This window comes from Flavobacterium sp. DSP2-3-1 (assembly GCF_049896865.1).
GTDB lineage: Bacteria > Bacteroidota > Bacteroidia > Flavobacteriales > Flavobacteriaceae > Flavobacterium.
The window spans coordinates 147,876-168,896 of the sequence record NZ_JAFCVD010000005.1; the positions used below are offsets into that span (position 1 = coordinate 147,876).

Genomic DNA, 21,021 nt, shown 5'->3' on the forward strand with positions numbered 1-21,021 from the left:
TCTAAAATTAAAAAAAATACGCATAAAAAAGGTAAAATTTTAGTTTTTTAAAAAGATTTATACATTTCATAACACAAAGTGGAGGGAACGAAGATCAGAGAAAATAAAATTTAAACAACGATTAAACTTTTAATTCATTTTCGGTGGCAGTTTCAAAAATTTCTAAGTCAAAATAACGCACTGATGCGATGATATGATCAAATATATCCGACATGATGTATTCGTAATTTTCAAAACGTTTGTCATGCGAAAAGGCGTAGACTTCAAGCGGAACTCCATGTGAGGTCGATTGCAATTGGCGACAAAGCATCAACATCTCTTGATTTAAGCCGGGATAATTAAATAAATATTCGGTTATGTATTTTCGAAACAAGCCTAAATTGGTCAAATTCCGTCCATTTATAGCAATAGATTTATCAACTTTATTACTGGAGTTATATTCGTCTATTTCTAATTTTCGAGTGTCAATATAATCTGAAATAAGGTGTATTTTTTTTAAATCACTTAATTCTGTTTCTTCCAGAAATCGAATACTGCTAGTTTTAATAAGAATGTGTCTTTTGATCCGTCTCCCATCAGAATTCAACATTCCGCGCCAGTTTTGAAACGAATCGGAACTTAAACTGTAGGTAGGAATAGTGGTCGTAGTGTTGTCGAAATTTCGAACTTTCACTGTTGCCAGATTAATTTCTATTACATCTCCATCGGCACCAAATTTATCCATCGTAATCCAGTCGCCAATTCGAACCATATCATTGATTGAGACTTGAACGCTCGAAACAAAACCTAAAATAGTATCTCTGAAAATCAAGATAATTACCGCAGAAACCGCTCCCAAAATGGTTAACAACTCTTTTTGATTGATATCGAATAATTTGGAAATAATAACCGTAATCCCAACAGTCCATAGCACAATCATTATAACCTGAATGAAACTGTCAATTGGTTTATCGCTGTACCTTGGTTTTAGTTTTAAATAATCTCGTAAAGCATTAAAAATGGTTCGGATGATCCATAAAACCAACATTACAATATAAATTCCGACCAATTTTCCAAAAAGGCCTTCCCAATACACGTATTTGTCTAAAATAATTGGTACCGATTTATATATAAACAGCAGCGGAATTAAGTGCGCAATGTACTTGGCAGTTTTGTTTGTTACCAATAGATCATCAAATCTGGTTTTAGTTTTTTGGGCAATAACTGCCATAATGGTGACCAGAATAAGTCTAAAAACAACATAAATCGCGTATGCCAAGACACATAATATAACGATATTGAGCACTAGGCTTAAATAGGAAGCTAAACTGCTTCCTAATCCCCATTTTCGAAATACAGGATAAAGAAAATTGAATATTTTTTCTATGTATTTATACATTTTGCAAATATTTTTTATCGACGTAAAAAGTTCCAAAAGGAACTAAGGAACCCAAACATATAATTCCGAATTTTTTCCAATCCCAATTCTGTTCAAATTTCAGCATTATCGCTAAAATGATATAACTTACAAATAAAATTCCGTGAGCCATTCCTATTGGAAATAATAATGCCTTGTAAAAAGCAACATTTGTAGGTTTCACAACTAACATATTGGTAAATAAAGCCAAATAAGAAACTCCTTCAAGTAGTGCGATAATTTTAAAAATCTTTAGCATAAAAATAAATTTGAGGATAAAAGTAAAAAATTAGGTTAGGATAAAAAGTGCTTCTACTTTTATTTGTGTCAAAATTAGTTATTATCATTGATTTTCGGCGCATTGATTCTAAAAGTAAATTACTTTTGTAATCTTAAACTTTGGTAATGAGCAAACGCGATTTAAAAAAATACTTAGCTGAATTGAATAAAGAGCAACTCGAAGAGCAAATTCTCGAATTGTATGAAAAATTCAGTCCGGTAAAAGTCTATTATAATTTTGTTTTCAATCCAAAAGAAGAAACGCTTTTGCAGGAATGCAAACTCAAAATTTCAAATGAATATTTTCCTTTCAAAAAGGCGGGAAGACGCAGCAAACCTAAAATGAGACGCTCCGTTGCTCAAAAATATATCAAGCATTTTATCCTTTTAGGTGTTGATCCCTTTATAATTGCCGATGTAATGCTTTACAATATCGAAATTGCACAAACCTTTGCATCTGAAAATGTTATAAAACATGATTTGTTTTTCAAAAGTATGTTCAATTCTTTTGAGCAAGCCGTTATTTTCTTAATTGCAAACGGAATACTAAATGATTTTAAAACAAGAATAGCAGTCATTCATAACGAAACCATTATGCAAAAATGGTATAACGAACCAGAGTTCAATGCTATTATTGAGCGATTTGAGTACTAAAAGGTTGCATAATTCAATTTTATTTAATCAATCCTATTTTTTTTAATTAAAATTGATAACTAAACTGTTTTTTAGGTGTATTTTTGCAAAAATCCAACAATAAGCAATGTCGCAAAACACTTTAGAAATAGAAATCGAAGACAAAAAAGAACTTTATGCGTACCAAAAAGGCGACATTGACGCCATATTTGAGCGTATAGATAATGCACCTCCACAACACCATTTGTTATACCAATTGCCTACTGGCGGAGGGAAAACAGTAGTTTTTTCAGAAATAGTGCGACGTTACTTATCACAACACGATAAAAAAGTAGTTGTGTTGACACACCGCATTGAGTTGTGTAAGCAAACTTCAAAAATGTTGAAAGGTTTTGATGTGAAAAACAAAATTATCAACAGTAAAGTAAAAGAACTTCCGGACCAAAACGATTATTCTTGTTTTGTTGCAATGGTCGAAACTTTGAAAAACCGTATTAATGATGAAAAATTGCATTTAGATAATGTAGGATTGGTAATTATCGATGAGGCGCATTACAACTCCTTCCGAAAATTATTAAGCTCTTTCAAAAATGCATTCATATTAGGAGTTACAGCAACGCCTTTAAGTTCGAATATCAAGTTGCCAATGCATGAGAGCTACGATGAATTAATCGTAGGAGACACCATTAGTTCGTTGATTGAAAATGGATTTTTAGCAAAAGCAATCACGTACAGCTATGATGTGGGTTTGACCTCATTAAAAGTAGGTATCAATGGGGATTACACCGTAAAATCATCAGATGATTTATATACGAATATGGCCATGCAGGAAAAATTATTGCATGCTTACACGGAGAAATCTTTGGGTAAGAAAACCTTAATTTTTAATAATGGAATCAATACATCCTTATATGTATATGAAACTTTTAGAGAAGCCGGTTATGCGATTCGCCACTTGGATAACACCAGCAATAACGAAGAAAGAAAAGATATTTTACATTGGTTTAAGCATACGCCGGATGCGATTCTGACATCAGTTGGAATTCTTACGACCGGTTTTGATGAGCCTACTGTAGAAACTATCATATTAAATAGAGCGACAAAATCATTGACACTATACTATCAAATGATTGGTCGCGGTTCCAGAAAATTACCTAATAAAGATACTTTTAGCGTTATCGATTTGGGGAATAATGCAGCACGATTTGGATTGTGGAGTGAGCCGGTAAATTGGCAACACATCTTTAAATCACCGGAGTTTTATCTGGAAAATTTACGTGATGACACTGAAATCGAATTGTATTTTAAATACAGCATGCCGCCTGAAATACGAGCTAAATTTAGCAAAACAGAAGTGGTAACTTTTGATATCGATGAAGAACACAAACTCATCATCAAACAAAATTTACGTTCAAAAGAAGTATTGGAAAAATCATTGGAACAGCACGCTGCTATGTGTGTTAATAATTCTGAAACCTTACAAGAGGCGAAAGCATTAGGAAAATTGCTAGATGATGATATCGACTGCCGCATCAAGCGCTATTCTAAATGTTTGAGTCAATGCAGTAAAAATTACCGTGAGTGGCTTGTTGACGATTACAAATTAAAACTGGTATTGTTAACTGGTAAAAAATATCGTGAGAAAATCATGAACGAACCGGATGAAGATTAATATTTCTTTTTCTAGGAGCTAATCCCGCTATTCGTTGCAATCTTTTATTTTTTAATGAAAAAATAAAAGGATTTTCACTGCTATCGGGGCTAAAAATTACGTTTACAAAATAACTTTTTTATAAAATTATAAAATCCAAAAAAATGCCAAAACAATTCTCTGATTTAGGAATTTCAGCACCAATATTAAAAGCGATTACCGAATTGAAAATTGTTGTACCCACAGAGATTCAGCAAAAAACAATTCCGTTACTTTTATCAAATACTTCAGATTTGGTTGGACTTGCTAAAACCGGTACAGGAAAAACGGCTGCTTTTGGATTGCCCATTTTACAATTAATTGATACTGATCTACCAGTTGTACAAGCTGTGATTTTAGTTCCAACTCGGGAATTAGGACACCAGATTTTTAGAAACTTAGAAGATTTTTCAAAATATTTACCACAAGTTTCTATTGCAGCAACTTGTGGAGGAATTCCAATCAAACCACAAATAGAACGACTTTCAACTCCTACACACATTGTTGTGGCGACACCGGGACGTTTAATAGATTTGATTCAGCGCAAAGCAATAAATTTAAAAGAAACCAAATTCCTGGTGCTTGATGAAGCCGATGAAATGGTGACTATTCTAAAAGAAAGCTTAGATGAGATTGTGGCGGAGTTACCTGCAATTCATCATACTTTTTTATTCTCGGCGACCATGCCCGGAACTATCAAACAGTTAATTCAGAATTATTTAAATAAAAATGTGGTGCACGTTAGCGCCAACATGGAAACAATAGGAAATCAAGGAATTGATCATGAATATATTGTTGTTGATCCCATTGAGAAACTGGATGTTTTGATGCATTTCTTGAATTCTAAAGAAGGAGAGCGCGGAATTATCTTTTGCAAAACAAAAGCCGCTGTCAATAAATTAGCAAAAAATCTGGCAATAAATAGATTTTCATCAGGAGCATTGCACGGAAGTTTGTCTCAGGGAATTAGAGACAGAATTATGGAGCAATTCCGTGAAGGACATATCAACATATTGGTAGCGACAGATTTAGCGGCAAGAGGAATTGACGTAAAAGAAATCTCTTATGTGGTCAATTACCATTTACCTGACGTTTATGAAGCATACGTGCACCGTAGCGGAAGAACGGCAAGAGCAGGAGCAAAGGGCCTTTCTCTAACGGTTTTGCAACAAGAAGAAGTAGGGGAAATTGCTGATTTCGAAAAAGAATTGGGAATAAAATTTACACAATTCAAAAAACCAACTGTTGCCAGTATCGAAGAAAATAATACGTTATTGTGGGCAAAGCAAATCTTCAAAACTAAACCCAATCATGATGTTGCTGCAGAATTAAAAGAAAAAATAAAAATTGTTTTTCATCATTTGACTAAAGATGAATTGATTGAAAAATTATTGGCTAATTATATGCTGCAAAACAAAAATGAACCTTTAGAAAAACCCGTTAAAAAACTTAAAAAGAATTAAATATTTCAAGTTTATTTACTGTTTAATTTATTACAGCATTCATAAATAGTGTATATTTAGGGATGCTTTTTTAATTTATAGACTATAAAAACACGATATGGAAATTATAATAATCGGCGGTGGATTTGCAGGATTAAATCTTGCTAAAGAACTTTTAAATGAAAAAGGAATCAACGTAACACTCGTAGACAAAAATAATTACAATTTCTTTGCACCACTGATATATCAGGTCGCTACCGCTTTTTTAGAACCTTCAAGTATAAGTTACCCTTTTAGGAAATTTTTCTCGGGTAAAAAAAATCTACAATTTCGTTTAGGAAATTTACTTAAAATAAACCCTTCAGAAAATAAAATCATTCTCAACAATGGAGAATTAAAATACGATTACTTGGTTTTTGCCACTGGTGCCGAAACGAGTTATTTTGGAATGGAAAACGTAAAGAAAAATGCTATTCCAATGAAAACGCTGAATGACGCAATCGTTATGCGTAATACACTCTTGAAGAATTTAGAAAAAGCTGCCATTTGTAAAGACATTCGTGAACGCAGAAAATTATTAACCATTGTAGTTGCTGGTGGTGGCCCAACTGGTGTTGAAGTTTCCGGTATGCTCGCCGAGATGAGAAAAAATATTTTGCTGAAAGAATATTCAGAATTAAGTACAACTGCAAGTAATATTTATCTTGTTGATGGCGCAAATGCCGTACTTTCTCCAATGAGTAAAGCTTCTCAGGAAGATACGCTTGAAGCGCTGACAAAATTAGGTGTTGTCGTGAAATTAAATACCACAGTGGTGGATTATATAGATGACACAGTATATTTTGCTAATGGCGAAACGATTCAAACGACAAATTTAATATGGGCCGCGGGAGTTTCTGCAAAAGTTTTCGAAGGAATTCCAATAGAAAGTTATGGTCGCGGAAAAAGAATGGCTACTGATGCTTATAATAAAGTAAATAGTACTGAAAACATCTATGCAATTGGAGATACTTGCATCCAACTTACAGATGCAGATTTCCCAAATGGTCATCCACAAGTGGCACAAGTTGCGATTCAACAAGGAATAAATTTGGCTAAGAACTTTAAACTAATGAGTCAAAAAAAAACATTAAAACCCTTCAAATATAATGATAAAGGATCAATGGCTATCATTGGAAAAAATAAGGCTGTGGTTGATTTACCACATCCTAAAATGCATTTCAAAGGATTTTTTGCTTGGATAATATGGCTATTTATTCATCTCATTTCGTTGATAACTTATCGCAATAGAGTGAAAACATTTTTTAATTGGATGATTGCCTATTTTGCAAAAGACCAATCTTTGCGAATGATTATCAGACCTGATAAAAAAGTTAAATAGAAGCAAAATAATACTAAAGCTAAAATTAATGAACTATTGCAATTCCTTCATCATGAGAAGCTGCAATAGTTTTTTTTATATTTCGTTTTCCAAGAATTAAAATAATTAAGGCTAAAATTGTTGAAACGGCCATAATTATAACCATTGGCAACATCGAATTTTTTACAAAAACACCCACTGCAAAAGATGCTAAGGCTCCTAATCCTAACTGAATGGCCCCCATTAATGCCGACGCACTTCCCGCATTTCTTGAAAAAGGAGCAAGCGTAAGTCCTGCTGTATTAGGATTTGAAATTCCTAAACAGGCTAAGAATAAAAATAGCATCGCAATAGTTTGATACAAATTTAAAAGATCATTCATTGCCAAAACTAGGAATAAAATGCTAATGAAAGATTGAGAAATTAATGCCCCTAAAATCATTTGTTCACTCGTGAATTTTCTTAACAAAAATGAATTTAATTGACTGGCACCAATAAAACTCAAGGACATAAAAGCAAATATCCAACCATATGTTTTACCATCAACTTTAAAAATGTCCATAAATAAAATAGGGGAGGCCGCTACATAAGTAAACAATCCTGAGAAAGCTATTGCTCCTGCAAATGCATAGGTATAAAACTGAGGCTCTTTTAGAATAATGATAAAATTAGTAATAATTGGTTTTGGTTTTAATGAAATTGAAGTATCTGGTTTAAAAGTATTTGGCAAGCCGATTTGCGCGGCCAAAAGAATCAAAATACCCATACACATTAATATAAAAAATACGGTATGCCAGCCATAATCTTCGGTAACGTAACCACCAATAGTTGGCGCTAGCATTGGCGAAAGTCCAACAACCAACATCAATAATGAAAATACTTTTGGAATATCTTTTACAGGAAATAAATCTCGAACCATAGAAACCGATGCTACGGTTGCAGCACAGCTGCCGACAGCCTGAATGAATCGTAAACCAATAAAAGTATTTATATCAGTAACGAAAACGCAACCTAGAGAAGCTAAAATGTAAACGATTAGTCCGATAAAAAGAGGTTTTTTTCGACCAAAACGATCTAATAAAGGTCCATAAAGCAATTGTCCTGCGGAAATTCCAATAAAATAACTGGACAAAGTCATGGAAACATTAGCTACGGATGTGTTCAAATCCTTGGCAATTCCGGCAAAACCAGGCAAATACATATCAATCGAAAATGGTCCAAGTGCAGTTAGTGAACCTAAAATTAGAATTAATTGGAAATATTTAGTTTTTGTCATTATGAGATCAATCATCAAATTTTTTTAATTTTTGCAAAGGTAAATATTTAAAGGGCGATTCAAATGGTAGATTTAATAAATTTGATTTATCGCAAAAACTGAAAACATAAATAAAAGCACTTAATTCTTTATCAATAACATAATTCCGGACAAAAACAAAAGTCCTAACATAATTCGCTTTAAGATAAATTCATTTAATTTTAAATACACCTTATTACCCAATAATAAAGCTACTATGAAAAAAGGTAAAACAAAAATTGCATTATAAAATTGATTCAATGACAAAATACCTTCAAAGGCAAGAATAGGAATTCGCATTAATGTTATTAAACCCAAAACACCAAACATGGTGGCACGTAAAGTCTTTACATTCGAGGTTTCACTTTTTATAATTATTAAATACAAAGGCCCTCCAGTTGAAAAAAGACCTGAAAAAAAACCTCCTAAAAAACCAAAAAAATATTTCATTTTTAAGATTAAATGGATTTCTTTTTTTTCTTTTAAACTATTTAATGCATACAAAATTATAAACAAACCCAATGCTTTTTTTAAAAATATAGGTTGAGCATATACTAAAACAATAATTCCAATTATTAGTCCAAAAAATGATGATGGGGCCAATTTTATTAGAAGTTGTTTGTCAATGTATTTCCATTCTTTATAAATATAAATAGGAGTTGAAATAAAATAAAAAATAGATAAATAACCAATTGCATCCGACAATGGCATCACAAAGAGTAAAAAAGGTAAGGCAATTAAAGCACCGGCGAATCCGGTAATGGTTTGAACAAAAAAGCCAAGAAAAATACCAATAGTAAGAAGTAATAACATCATATCCATAATGCAAAATTAGATCAACGATTAGTTAAACTAAAATTTATTAAACGGATTTAATGTCCGTTTACAATAATTTAAATTTAATTTAGCCAATTTAAAAGCTTTATTTATGGTCGATGCACTTGATTTAAAAATAATAGAAAGTCTTAAAGTTAATTCTAGAACTTCATTTGTAGATATTGGCAAACATATAGGGCTTTCACCTTCGTCAGTTAGAGAACGTATTCAAAAACTAGAAGATAGCGGTGTTATCGAAGGTTATAAGATTCAACTAAACAATAAAAAACTTGGCTTTGGCTTAGAAGTTTTTATAATGTTTAAATTATTTAGCACAAAACTCTACATTTTTTGTGAAGATTTAAATCAATTTCCGGAAATATATGAAGCTTATAGAATTACTGGTACACATAATATTTTTATGAAAGTAGTTTTAATTGATCAACTGCATCTGCAACAATTTATAGACCGACTTTTAGTTTATGGCGAGCCCACAACACATTTGATTTTATCAAATTTAAAAGATTTGTAGTTTTTCGGTAGCGTTGCGTTAATAACTTATTTAATATTTATATGAAATAAAATGATCTATAATTTATATTATGTAAAATAGAATTTATCACCTTAAAGATTTTATTTTCCCCAACTTTAATTTGCTTCTTATATTATTTGCAATCAAAATATAACATGAATCAAAAACCTAATAAGTGTCAACTTCTAAAATTATTAAATATTTTAATTTAAAAAAATATGATACATGCCAATTTTAAAGGATTAATATTTAAAAATTAACTATCTCGTAAAAACCAAATTATTGCCTTCCGATAAGTTTTGATCAAATTGATAACCATCGTAATTGAAACCTTTTAAATCCTCTATGGTTTTAACATCGGTATCAATAATGTATCTCACCATCATTCCCCTAGCCTTTTTGGCAAAAAAACTGATGATTTTTAGTTTTCCGTTTTTGTAATCTTTAAATTCTGGTGTGATTACAGGAACTTTTAACGCCTTGACATCTATTGCTGAAAAATATTCATTACTGGCTAAATTGATAAACAATTCGTCTTCTTTAAGCTCTTTATTTAAAGCCTTTGTAACGGCCGGTTTCCAAAATTCATACAAGTTTTTGCTTTCGCCAATTGGTAATTTGGTTCCCATTTCCAGTCGATACGCCTGAATCAAATCCAACGGTTTCAGTAATCCATACAAACCAGATAGTATTCTCAAACGATCCTGTAAAGCTTCTATTTTTTTTTCTGGAATCGAATAAGCACCTAATCCAACGTAAACATCTCCATCAAAAGTATATATTGCCGGACGTGCATTTAAAGTCGTAAATGGTGTTTTCCATTCTTGATTTCGCTTCCAATTCAAATCAGCAAGTTTATCTGAAATACTCATTAAATCCGATAAATCAGCAGGCTTTTTCTCTTTTAAAACTTTTTGAATCTGTCTCGATTCTTTTAAGAACAAAGGTCCGGTGTGCAATTGAGTGGGTAACTGTTTGTCAAAATTTAACGACTTGGCTGGCGATATTACAATTTTCATACACAATACTCTTTCGAGCTCTTTTTATTAATTGAACCAAAAGTACTAATTGAAATCAAGAAATCAAGAATCTTTAAATTGATTTGTTTAATAGTGCAATAGATATTGAAAATTGTTCGCCAATTTAATTATTTTTGAGTTGTAAAATACCAATAAATAATTATGAACACGATTGAAATTAGGAAGTCAACAGTATCAGATTTGGAAACAATTCAAAATATAAGCATCCATACTTTTAAAGAGACTTTTGCCGCTGTAAATACGCCTGAAAACATTGCCAATTATGTAAAAGAAAATTTCAATTCGGAACAATTAAAAAATGAATTAAACAATGATAATTCTCAGTTTTATGTAGCCTATTCAAATGCAGAAGCAGTGGGATATCTGAAAATAAACTTTGGCGATGCCCAAACGGAATCTATAAACGAAAATGCTTTAGAAGTGCAACGGATTTATGTTCTGCAAAAATTTCATGGAAAAAATATCGGACAGCTTTTGCTTGACAAGGTAAAAAAAATCGCAAAAAGTTCTGGCGTTGATTCTGTTTGGCTCGGTGTGTGGGAAGAAAATCACAGAGCACTCCGATTTTATACTAAAAATGGGTTTGTTGTATTTGATAAACACGTTTTTATAATGGGTAACGACGAGCAAACCGATTTATTGATGCAATTTGGATTACAGTAAACAATAATCAAATTTTAAATTGTCACTTAAATAAGCAATTCTAAATCCCTATTTGGCTTATTTTTGTATCAAATATTATCAAAAACTATGAAAGAGGATGTAATTATTGTGGGAGCGGGATTAGCGGGATTAGCTGCGGCTGTTCATTTGCATCGTCAAGATCGAAAAGTTCTCCTTTTGGAGGCTAGTGATCGCGCGGGCGGAAGAATAAAAACCGATTCACATGAAGGCTTTCTTTTCGACAGAGGTTTCCAAGTCCTTTTGACGGCATATCCTGAGACAAGAGCTCTACTTAATTATAATGATTTACAACTAAAAAAAATGTTACCCGGAGCAACCGTGCTTTATGACGGAGGCAGTTTTGAAATTGCAGATCCATTCCGAAGACCATCTGCTGCACTTGCAACACTTTTTGCGCCCGTTGGCACTCTAAAAGACAAAATCAATACTCTTTGGTTAAAAAATAAACTGCAAAAATTAACGATTGACGAAATTTTCGAACAACCTGAACAAACGACTCGCAAGCAACTGGCGGATTATGGTTTTAGCCCAAAAATGATTCAACGCTTTTACGCTCCTTTTCTTTCCGGTATCTTTTTGGAAAATGAATTGAAAACTTCCCGTAGAATGTTCGATTTTGTAATGAAAATGTTTTCAGATGGTGATGTCGCGGTTCCTGCTTTAGGAATGGAAGAAATACCCAAACAATTAGTCGCCATGCTTCCAGAAGGCTGTATTCAATGCCATACCAAAGTGACAGCTATTGATGGAAATAAGGTAACTATTGAAGATGGAACTGTTTTTGAAGCCAACCAAATCCTTTTGGCTACGACCGCTAATGCCTTGACCCAAAAATACTTTCCGCAGCAAAAAATGACTTCGCATCAGGTAACCAATATTTATTTTGAAGCCATTGAAGCGCCTACTAAAAAAGCAGTCGTTATTTTAAATGCTTCAACTCAGAAAAAATGGGTGAATAATTTGACTGTAATCTCAAATGTTTCCAGAGCGTATGCGCCAAAAGGGAAAGTGCTTATTTCCGTTTCCTACAATGGAATCCCAACTGTTGATGACGCGACTTTAACTGAAAACATGAAGCAAGAGTTGAAACAATGGTACGGTGAAAAAGTAAATTCGTGGAAAATGCTAAAGGCGTATCGCATTGAATATGCATTGCCAACTCAAGAAAGTGTACGAAATGAAATCGCTGTCTCTGAAATAAAAATCTCGGATACGCTATTTATTTGCGGAGACAACTTGCTAAATGGTTCTATCAATGCCGCTCTACAAACGGGACGATTAGCTGCCGAAGCGATGAAAATATAGTTTGTTATTTTAGGATAAAAGTCTGCCAAGTTATAGCATTCAACTAATTCGCCACGAATTACACCAATCACCACGAATTAATTTGCGGGGATTTGTGAGATTCTTGGTATAGTTTTTTAATTATTATTCAATCCATGAACTGATACAATTAGGAGTACCAGAACTAAAATTTTATTAAGCTTATTGAAATTAAAGTTGATCAATCACTAATTTATACGTTGGATCTTCCATAATATTTACGTCAATGATGGCTTCTGCATTTTTAAGTAACGTTATACAATCGGCACTCAAATGGCGTAAATGTACTTTTTTACCTTGCTTGTGATAACGATGTGTAATAACATTTAATGCTTCAATTGCTGACATATCAGAAACTCGACTTTCCTTAAAATCGATGATAACTTCATTTGGATCATTTAACACGTCAAACTTTTCAGTAAAAGCAGTCGTAGATGCAAAAAATAAAGGCCCGTATATTTCATAATGCTTCACCCCGTTTTCATCAATAAATTTTCTTGCGCGAATGCGTTTAGCACTTTCCCACGAAAAAACCAAAGCTGAAATAATTACGCCTATCAAAACAGCCAAAGCAAGATTATGCAATAAAACAGTAATTAAAGCAACTAAAATCACAAGAAAAACATCGTTTTTGGGCATTTTATTAAATATTTTCAAACTCGCCCATTCAAAAGTTCCTATGGCAACCATAATCATCACGCCAACCAAAGCAGCCATAGGTAATAGTTCAATTACCGGAGCACCAAATAAAATAATTATTAGAATTGTTATTGAAGCGACAATACCAGACAAACGGGCTCTAGATCCTGCTGATAAGTTAACCAATGTTTGTGCTATCATTGGGCAACCTCCCATTCCAAAGAAAAAGCCATTCAAAATATTAGAACTCCCTTGCGCAATACATTCTCTATTTCCATTACCACGAGTCTCAGTGATTTCATCGACTAAATTTAAGGTCAGTAAACCTTCGGTCAATCCGACTGCAGCCATAATTAAGGCATAAGGAAAAATTATTTTTAAAGTCTCTAATGTAAGTGGAATATTCGGAATGTGAAATGGAGGAAAACCACCACTTACAGAGGCAATATCTTTCACGGTTTTTGTTTCTATTCCTAATAAAAAAACCAACAAGAATACAACTACAATAGCTACTAACGATGATGGGATTGCTTTTGTTAATTTTGGCAGAAATACAACAATTCCAATAGTTAAAGCAACCAAACCTGCCATAATCAGCATTGGAGTTCCTGTAAGCCATGTGATTTCTCCATTGACCACCATTTTAAATTGTTCCAATTGAGACATAAATATAATGATTGCCAATCCATTGACAAAACCAAACATTACGGGATGAGGCACTAATCTGATAAATTTGCCTAATTTAAAAACGCCCACTAAAATTTGTAAAATACCTGCTAAAGCAACCGCTGCAAAAACATATTCTAGACCATTTGACTTCATTAAGGCAATTAAAACAATTACCGTTGCTCCTGCTCCTCCTGATATCATTCCGGGTCTGCCTCCAAATACTGCCGTAATAAAACCAGCTATAAAAGAAGCGTACAGTCCCATTAACGGTGGAAAACCTGCGAGAATAGCAAATGATAGGGATTCCGGAATCATCGTCATAGCAACTGTCAAACCAGCTAAAATTTCTGTTTTGTAATTTACCTTTTGTGATAAATCAAATAAATTAAATACTTTTTTCATAAAAAAATTCAAATAGGATGTGTGATTCAATTTCAGTTGCTGAAATCACATCTAAAAAAATTAATAAAATGCTTTAGGAATTATCTTTAAATTTAAAAAATCTAAAAAAATAGTCGTGGTAACGGTACTAAAATAAATACTACTATTGCTCATAAAATGTATTGATTAGACATTTCCATATGTAGAAAGCGTCTTCAAAAAATTGAATGCAAATTTTTAAGTGATATCCTTCAATTTAAAGACTATAAATCAAGGCGGCGTAACGGAGATAAAATGAATACTGTTTTCCATAAATAAGGTGCAAAAATAAAACTTTTTTATTGCTATACCAAATAGAAAACGAAATTGCTTAATTTTGGCATAATTTAGGACTTTTTTTTAAAAAAGTACTTTAACATTATCGATCCAAAAAAAAAATATGAAATTACTTTATACTTTATTCTTCGCTCTTCTTTTAAACTCTACTTACTCGCAATCAACGAATGACTATTTTGAAAAGATCAGAAACAATGAAGCAGCACTAACTGCTTTCTTCTCGCAAATGCCAAAAGGAGGCGATTTACATCATCATTTTTCGGGTTCTATTTACGCTGAGCCTTTATTGGAACGCGCTATTACGGACGATTTTTATCTTAATACAGAAACGATGGACGTGTTAAAAGAAAAACCAGGAACCGGAAACTGGCAATTATTTTCGACATTGAAAAGCAACGGTACATTGGACGCTTACAAACAAAAAATCATGCAAAAATGGTCTGTAAAAGATTATAATCATGTGGATTACCCATCAGATAAGCTGTTTTTCGAATCGTTTATGAAGTTTGAACCGGCTATCAAAGGGAATTTTGGACAAGGATTATTGGAACTTAAAAACAGAGCCATTTCAGAAAATGTCAGTTATATTGAAACACAATTATCAACGATTCCAACTGCAATGAACACTGATGATTTGACAGAATTTAATTCCCGATTGCGAAAATTAGCATTATTAAAAGACGAAAATGCTATTCTAAAATCATTGGATTCTGTTTACAGTTCTGTATTAAAAAAAGATGCTAATTCCTACGCTGCAGCATTTAATACTAATTTTGTAGCAAGGCTTCACGAAGACCTTAAAATTGATGATAAGCAATTTACGATGCGCTATCAAAATTTTGTACTGCGTTTTATGGAACCCGTAGACTTATTCAAAAATTTGGTAATTGCATTCATTTCGGCAGATGAAAGTCCGCTGATGACAGGAGTTAACATTGTTTCTCCGGAAGACGGCGCAACTTCAATGAAAGATTATTGGTTGCACATGGTGATGTTTAAATATTGCCATTCCCGTTATCCAAATGTAAAATACTCAATGCATGCCGGCGAACTGACTCTTGGTTTAGTACAACCGGAAGATTTGACTTGGCACATAGCCGCTGCCGTTTATACGGCAGAAGCCAATCGCATCGGTCACGGAGTCGATATGGCTTATGAGAAAGATTCGTATGATTTATTGCGTTATATGGCGAAGAAAACCATTCCTATTGAAATTAATTTAGTGAGTAATGAATTCATTTTAAAAGTAAAAGAAAGTCGTCATCCATTGTCATTATATAAAGAATTTGGCGTACCAATAATAATTAGTACCGATGACGCAGGAATATTAAGAACCAATATGACCGAGCAATATGTTTTATTAGCCAAAAGATACAAAAACGTTTCCTATACGGATATTAAACAATATGTGTACAATAGCATCAATTACAGTTTTATAAAAGAAAATGTCGTAAAAAAGCAATTAATAAAAGATTTAGACTCGAGATTTAAAGCTTTTGAGGCTAATTTTCCTTTGAAATAAATTGTATTCCTTTTACATAATTAGCTTTATGAAAACAAAAAATCCGCTTGAAAGCGGATTTTTGGGTAAATATAATCTCCTGAATTGCCATTATTTCGGGTTTAAGATCAACTCAATTCTTTTGATGGTATCTTCATAATGGTATTTTGTTTCTGCATTTACAGCTCTCGTTTTAGCAACTGCCAAAGTGATTCTCAAAGCATTCAACTCACCTCTCACTAATCCTCTCAAATCTGATTGCGCAACATTATAATAGTCAGAAGCACTACCGGACTTGATTTCTTCTTTCATAAGATAAGCCATTCTTTCGATGTACGCCCGTTGCAAATTTCTTCTGTAAATAGTCACGTTCGATGGCAAATTAGCCTCTTTCCAAATTCCTTTACGCATATCACCTAATAAATCCAAGGCTTTGTAATTTGCCGTTCCCATTATCTCGGCATCCATCAATCGACCAATACGTTCAAAACTCAACACACTATTTAAATGTCTGGATTGTACATTTCGGAAACGCTCGGTGTAACCAGCGTAATCAATGTTTTTTAATGTATTTACATTCACCAACCACGTTGGAGAAGCAAAAGCATTAGTTTGCAACCACTGCATCGCTTCTTGCTGTTTTGCTTTTGGTACAATATCATAAATACTTCCCTTTTGGATTGGCTTTTTTGTAGCTTCATAAACACCTCCAACATTGGTCACTACATGTCCAACATATCTGCTCCAAACATCCAGCATTTCTTTGTACAGCTCATCTAAATCTTCGTAATTATTAGTTACATCACTGGTCCATTCCGGTAAATGTGCCGCTACGTATTGCAAATTTTTGAGGCCATAAGTACCCGCTTTCATAGAATTATTTCCAATATCTTCGGTTTGTGATGTTGGATCAAAATTACTGCTTTGTTTCCCGAATTTGTAAATAGGATTTTCCGCTTTTTCCATAATCCATTTGTCCAATGTGGGTACTTCTGCTTCAGGAGAAGTCACATTTGGAATGAATCTGTATCCCCAATTCGTAGCATAATGATCGTAAGGTCCCATCTGGCGAATGAAACGCACGTTTTTATCTCCGGGTTGAGCGATATAATTAAAACGGGCATAATCCATCAAACTTGCTGCGATTCCGTTTTTCTGAGTAAAGGCTCCATCTCTATAATTTTCAGTATCATAAGCGCAACTTGCACCCATATTGTGAGGAAAACCTAAAGCATGTCCCACTTCATGCGCGATAACCATACGCATCATTTCACCCATTTCTTCATCGCTTGTGTTTAATGTTCTCGCCGTAGGATTTGCTGCTCCAGTTTCTAACAAATAACGGTTTCGGTACGATCGCAAATGGTTGTGGTACCAAATTACGTCACTTTCGATAATTTCTCCTGTTCTAGGATCCGAAACACTTGGTCCAACCGCGTTACGAGTCGTACTCGCCACGTAACGAATCACGGAATACCGAATATCTTCCGGGCTAAAGTCAGGATCTTGTTCTTTCGTTGGGGGATCTTTCGCGATAATCGCATTTTTAAAACCAGCCGTTTCAAAAGGCTTTTGCCAATCTTCAATTCCTTGTTTGATGTACTTTCGCAATTTTTCAGGCGTGGCAGGATCTAAATAATAAACAATTGGTTTTATGGGTTCCACGAGTTCGCCTTTTGCGTAAGCGACAGGATCTTTTGGCTCCAATTTCCAACGGCGGATATAGCTTTTACTGTCGGATTTTAATTCATTACTTCCATAATCAATTTGATTCATCGTAAACCACCCCACTCTCGGATCGGCCAATCGGGGTTGCATTGGTTTTTCAGGTAATAAAATCATCGATTGATTCATTTGGATACTGATTGTTTCTGAATCTGCCTGAACCGGCGGTTTTGACGCGTTGTAGGTGAAATCCTGAATTACTTCAATGTTCATGGGGAAACTTTTCATTGTATTGATAAAACTTCGGGTTTCATCCAGTCCTTTTACCTTATAAGTTTCTCTCATTTCACCTGACAAACCACTAATTGATTTTACATCGGTGCCATAAAATTTGGATACATCAATCACCGTATTTGCAGAATCTTTGCTGAATGCTACGATATCAAAAGCGAATAATGTAGGCTCATAATTATTGGATTTCACTGAAATACTGATGGGTAAACTGTCATTGGCAACAGCGCTGAACGACTTTAATTTGATAAGGATTTTATCTTGAAAACGTTGCCAAACAATCAGTTGCTCATTGGTTTCGGAACCAGCGTTTACGTATCCGCCGCCTAAATTTGAAGGCAATTTAGACAACCGACTTACCAAAAGCATGTCTTTATCTAAATATTTATTTGGGATTTCGAAGAAATATTTTTTATCTACTTTATGAACCGTAAATAAGCCTTCGTCTGAAACGGCATCTTTAGTAATTACCTTACTGTATTCCTTGATGGTGGCTTCCGGTTTCTTTTCCGATGGCGGAACTACAGCGGCGTTTTTATCTCTTTTTCTTTTGGATTGTGCAAATTGGTTGGTTGGCACAAGCATTGTTGCTACAATTGCTGTTAAAATGAAAAATTTCTTCATTTACTGGATATTTAATGGTTAATCAATATCAAAAATATATTTTAGCTCAAGCAAATTAAATAATATTCATTGGTTTAACTTTTAATTAACAAACGTTCCAGACTTTTTAGGAGGTTTTAACGGCAGTTCGTTTTTAGCTTCATTTTATTAGAATTCTTTTTTTATTACATTTGGAAATACGTTTTTTTTTGAATTTATACGATCTATTGCGGTCAGCATTTAAATTTTATTGAAACTGGTAATGCTTTTGGAGACGACTTCCCTTTTATTTAGAAACTTTAAAACACTAAAAATCAAATTATGATTCAAAATAATATCGTTAAAAAAACCTTTTTTTTAGTAGCTTTCATACTAGTCTCATGGAATGGTTTCTCGCAAAAGAACATTTCAAAAATTGCTTTTGGATCGTGTTCGAACCAAAATAATCCATTACTCATTTTTGATGTTGTGGTAAAACACCAACCAGATTTATTTGTATTTCTGGGCGACAACGTTTACGGAGATACGGACAATATGAACACACTGCAAGCCAAATACGATCGATTGGCGGCTAACGCTACTTTTCAAAATTTGAAAAAAAATGTACCCATCATTGCTACCTGGGACGATCACGATTACGGTCAAAATGATGCGGGTCGGCATTATCCCAAAAAGGAGGAATCAAAAGAACTATTCTTAAAGTTTTTTGATGAACCTGCAGGTTCCGAAAGAAGAAAACACGACGGGATATACACGTCCAATATGTATGAAAATAAAGGTAAAAAAGTACAGATAATCCTGTTGGATAACCGCACTTTCAGGGATGATTACAAGAAATACAATGGAGAAGTTAAGGATGATAAACGGTATTTCTACTCTTTGGATTACACGCCTTTACAAAACCCAGACTCCACTTATTTAGGAACTGCACAATGGAACTGGCTGGAAGCAGAACTACAAAAACCTGCTGATATCCGACTGATTGGTTCAGGGTCTCAGTTTGGAATTGAATACAATGGCTACGAAGGTTGGGCTAATTTTCCGCTGGAGCAAAAAAGATTCTTAAATCTCATCAAGAAAACGAAAGCAAACGGCGTTTTGTTTTTAACCGGAGATGTGCATTATGCTGAAATTTCTAAACTTACGGCACCCGGATTGTATCCTATTTACGATTTTACCTCCAGCGGACTCTCCTCAACCTGGCATTTTGCGACACCCAACAAAAACAGAATTGAAGGTCCAATTATGGAAAACCATTTTGGGTTATTAACAATCGATTGGAAAAACAAAATACCAAAAATAAAGATGGAAATTTGGGATGTCAACGACAACCAACGTGCGGAATACACGATTGGGCTGGATGAAATTAGTTTTAAAAAGTAGTATTTTTGCGGGAATTATTAGATTATATTTAAGAAATACAAATTGAATAGAGTTTATAATTGAGGTAGTAAATTATTATGAAAGAAAACAGAAACATCTCATCGAATTATATCTTACTGAAAAGAATAATGATATTAAGAAAAGAATAGAAAATTTCGAATCGATTACCAATTCATTATTTGTTTTGACACAAAGTCTATTTGACAATAAAGAAACTGTATAATATCATCAACTAGAAATTGAAGGGAAATATTTTCGTTTTGGAATAACCAATCATAGTTTGATTACTTTAATAAGAGGAAATCATTTTACATTAATTAACAATGAAGCCACCATTATTGATGTATTTTCTACGAATAGTATAACTAGAATGCAAATCGAATCATTTTTAATAATAATAAAATAGATTTTAGATTACTATTTTATTAAAATAATAAAATTACAAAACACGTATTGCTTTCACAAATCTACGCTTATAGCCGGGCTTTGTTAGACTTGTAACAACCACTTTCATTTCACGACCTGAGGTGGAGTGAATAAAATCACTTTCCATTCCTTTTGGATTTGATACGATGCCAATATGCCCAATAACATTTCTGGTAGGACTCAAAAACAATAGAATATCACCTTTTTTTACATCGGCAATCGGGATTTCTTTACCAAAATTATTAAACTGTGAAGAGCTGCGTGGAACCTGAATTTTAAAATGATTGTAGACAAAGTAAACAAATCCGGAACAATCAAAACCATTCTTGCTGCAGCCAGCTGTAACATAAGGTGTTCCTAATAATCCCATTCCGAAATTCACAATCTTATCTCCCAAATAGCCATTATTGTCAATTGGATCTACTAGTGAGTTTTTGACAATGGTTTCACTTCTTTGAGATGAAAATCCACCCGCTTTTGATGAACCATACGCGAAACTTTCTAAAACAAGTAGCGATAAACCAATGAACAATGTCAATTTTATGGTGTTTTTATTTTTAAATTTCATATTGAAAAAATTAAATTAACCCATTGTGTATCGTTATTTGAAGTAAAATAAATGGATTATCTGTGTCAAA

The 21,021-nt window shown here is 33.4% G+C and carries 17 protein-coding genes; 9 read left to right on the forward strand and 8 right to left on the reverse strand.

Annotated features, from left to right (window positions below):
* Window positions 1-121: 121 nt before the first annotated feature.
* Window positions 122-1,378 (reverse strand): mechanosensitive ion channel family protein, encoded by a 1,257-nt coding sequence (locus ACP7AT_RS07620; protein WP_426063745.1) that lies wholly within the window; start codon window positions 1,376-1,378, stop codon window positions 122-124.
* Window positions 1,371-1,655 (reverse strand): DUF3817 domain-containing protein, encoded by a 285-nt coding sequence (locus tag ACP7AT_RS07625; protein ID WP_426063746.1) that lies wholly within the window; start codon window positions 1,653-1,655, stop codon window positions 1,371-1,373. The genes ACP7AT_RS07620 and ACP7AT_RS07625 overlap by 8 nt, the downstream gene beginning before the upstream one ends.
* Window positions 1,656-1,801: 146 nt before the next feature.
* Here ACP7AT_RS07625 and ACP7AT_RS07630 point away from each other — a divergent pair, with 146 nt between their 5' ends.
* The 4 genes from ACP7AT_RS07630 to ACP7AT_RS07645 all read left to right on the forward strand — a co-directional run bounded on the left by ACP7AT_RS07630 (window position 1,802) and on the right by ACP7AT_RS07645 (window position 6,821).
* Window positions 1,802-2,329, forward strand: a complete 528-nt coding sequence (locus tag ACP7AT_RS07630) for a DUF6155 family protein (protein ID WP_426063747.1) — start codon at window positions 1,802-1,804, stop codon at window positions 2,327-2,329.
* A 106-nt stretch (window positions 2,330-2,435) separates the two neighbouring features.
* The gene (locus tag ACP7AT_RS07635) at window positions 2,436-3,980 is read left to right on the forward strand and encodes a DEAD/DEAH box helicase (protein WP_426063748.1); all 1,545 of its coding nucleotides are present in this window, start codon (window positions 2,436-2,438) and stop codon (window positions 3,978-3,980) included.
* Window positions 3,981-4,123: 143 nt separating this feature from the next.
* The gene (locus ACP7AT_RS07640; RefSeq protein ID WP_426063749.1) at window positions 4,124-5,461 is read left to right on the forward strand and encodes a DEAD/DEAH box helicase; all 1,338 of its coding nucleotides are present in this window, start codon (window positions 4,124-4,126) and stop codon (window positions 5,459-5,461) included.
* Between the two features lie 97 nt (window positions 5,462-5,558).
* The gene (locus ACP7AT_RS07645; protein WP_426063750.1) at window positions 5,559-6,821 is read left to right on the forward strand and encodes an NAD(P)/FAD-dependent oxidoreductase; all 1,263 of its coding nucleotides are present in this window, start codon (window positions 5,559-5,561) and stop codon (window positions 6,819-6,821) included.
* A 25-nt stretch (window positions 6,822-6,846) separates the two neighbouring features.
* On the opposite strand, the gene ACP7AT_RS07650 is transcribed toward ACP7AT_RS07645, so the two are convergent.
* Window positions 6,847-8,076 carry a multidrug effflux MFS transporter gene (locus ACP7AT_RS07650; protein ID WP_426063833.1) on the reverse strand — a complete coding sequence of 410 codons (1,230 nt, stop codon included), beginning with the start codon at window positions 8,074-8,076 and terminating at the stop codon, window positions 6,847-6,849.
* A gap of 120 nt (window positions 8,077-8,196) precedes the next feature.
* The gene (locus ACP7AT_RS07655; protein WP_426063751.1) at window positions 8,197-8,910 is read right to left on the reverse strand and encodes a TSUP family transporter; all 714 of its coding nucleotides are present in this window, start codon (window positions 8,908-8,910) and stop codon (window positions 8,197-8,199) included.
* Between the two features lie 112 nt (window positions 8,911-9,022).
* Between ACP7AT_RS07655 and ACP7AT_RS07660 the strand changes: the two genes are divergently transcribed.
* A complete protein-coding gene (locus ACP7AT_RS07660; RefSeq protein WP_426063752.1) occupies window positions 9,023-9,442 on the forward strand; it encodes an Lrp/AsnC family transcriptional regulator in 420 nt (139 codons plus the stop codon).
* Window positions 9,443-9,702: 260 nt separating this feature from the next.
* Here the strand turns inward: ACP7AT_RS07660 and yaaA are convergent, their stop codons facing one another.
* Complete coding sequence (gene yaaA / locus ACP7AT_RS07665; RefSeq protein ID WP_426063753.1) at window positions 9,703-10,461, reverse strand: peroxide stress protein YaaA; 759 nt, start codon at window positions 10,459-10,461, stop codon at window positions 9,703-9,705.
* A 162-nt stretch (window positions 10,462-10,623) separates the two neighbouring features.
* Between yaaA and ACP7AT_RS07670 the strand changes: the two genes are divergently transcribed.
* Both ACP7AT_RS07670 and ACP7AT_RS07675 read left to right on the forward strand, forming a co-directional pair.
* On the forward strand, window positions 10,624-11,145 hold the full coding sequence (locus tag ACP7AT_RS07670) for a GNAT family N-acetyltransferase (protein ID WP_426063754.1): 522 nt from the start codon (window positions 10,624-10,626) through the stop codon (window positions 11,143-11,145).
* A 63-nt stretch (window positions 11,146-11,208) separates the two neighbouring features.
* Window positions 11,209-12,471, forward strand: a complete 1,263-nt coding sequence (locus tag ACP7AT_RS07675) for an NAD(P)/FAD-dependent oxidoreductase (protein WP_426063755.1) — start codon at window positions 11,209-11,211, stop codon at window positions 12,469-12,471.
* A gap of 189 nt (window positions 12,472-12,660) precedes the next feature.
* Here the strand turns inward: ACP7AT_RS07675 and ACP7AT_RS07680 are convergent, their stop codons facing one another.
* Window positions 12,661-14,199, reverse strand: coding sequence for a SulP family inorganic anion transporter (locus ACP7AT_RS07680; protein ID WP_426063756.1), 1,539 nt, complete (start codon window positions 14,197-14,199; stop codon window positions 12,661-12,663).
* Window positions 14,200-14,617: 418 nt separating this feature from the next.
* On the opposite strand from ACP7AT_RS07680, the gene ACP7AT_RS07685 reads away from it, so the two are divergent.
* A complete protein-coding gene (locus tag ACP7AT_RS07685; RefSeq protein ID WP_426063757.1) occupies window positions 14,618-16,036 on the forward strand; it encodes an adenosine deaminase in 1,419 nt (472 codons plus the stop codon).
* Between the two features lie 90 nt (window positions 16,037-16,126).
* Here the strand turns inward: ACP7AT_RS07685 and ACP7AT_RS07690 are convergent, their stop codons facing one another.
* Window positions 16,127-18,595, reverse strand: a complete 2,469-nt coding sequence (locus ACP7AT_RS07690; RefSeq protein WP_426063758.1) for a zinc-dependent metalloprotease — start codon at window positions 18,593-18,595, stop codon at window positions 16,127-16,129.
* Window positions 18,596-18,895: 300 nt separating this feature from the next.
* Between ACP7AT_RS07690 and ACP7AT_RS07695 the strand changes: the two genes are divergently transcribed.
* Window positions 18,896-19,957: an alkaline phosphatase D family protein gene (locus ACP7AT_RS07695; RefSeq protein WP_426063759.1), complete on the forward strand. Its 1,062-nt coding sequence runs from the start codon at window positions 18,896-18,898 to the stop codon at window positions 19,955-19,957.
* A gap of 439 nt (window positions 19,958-20,396) precedes the next feature.
* Here ACP7AT_RS07695 and ACP7AT_RS07700 read toward each other — a convergent pair whose 3' ends face one another.
* Window positions 20,397-20,951, reverse strand: coding sequence for a C40 family peptidase (locus tag ACP7AT_RS07700; protein WP_426063760.1), 555 nt, complete (start codon window positions 20,949-20,951; stop codon window positions 20,397-20,399).
* Window positions 20,952-21,021 lie beyond the last annotated feature (70 nt).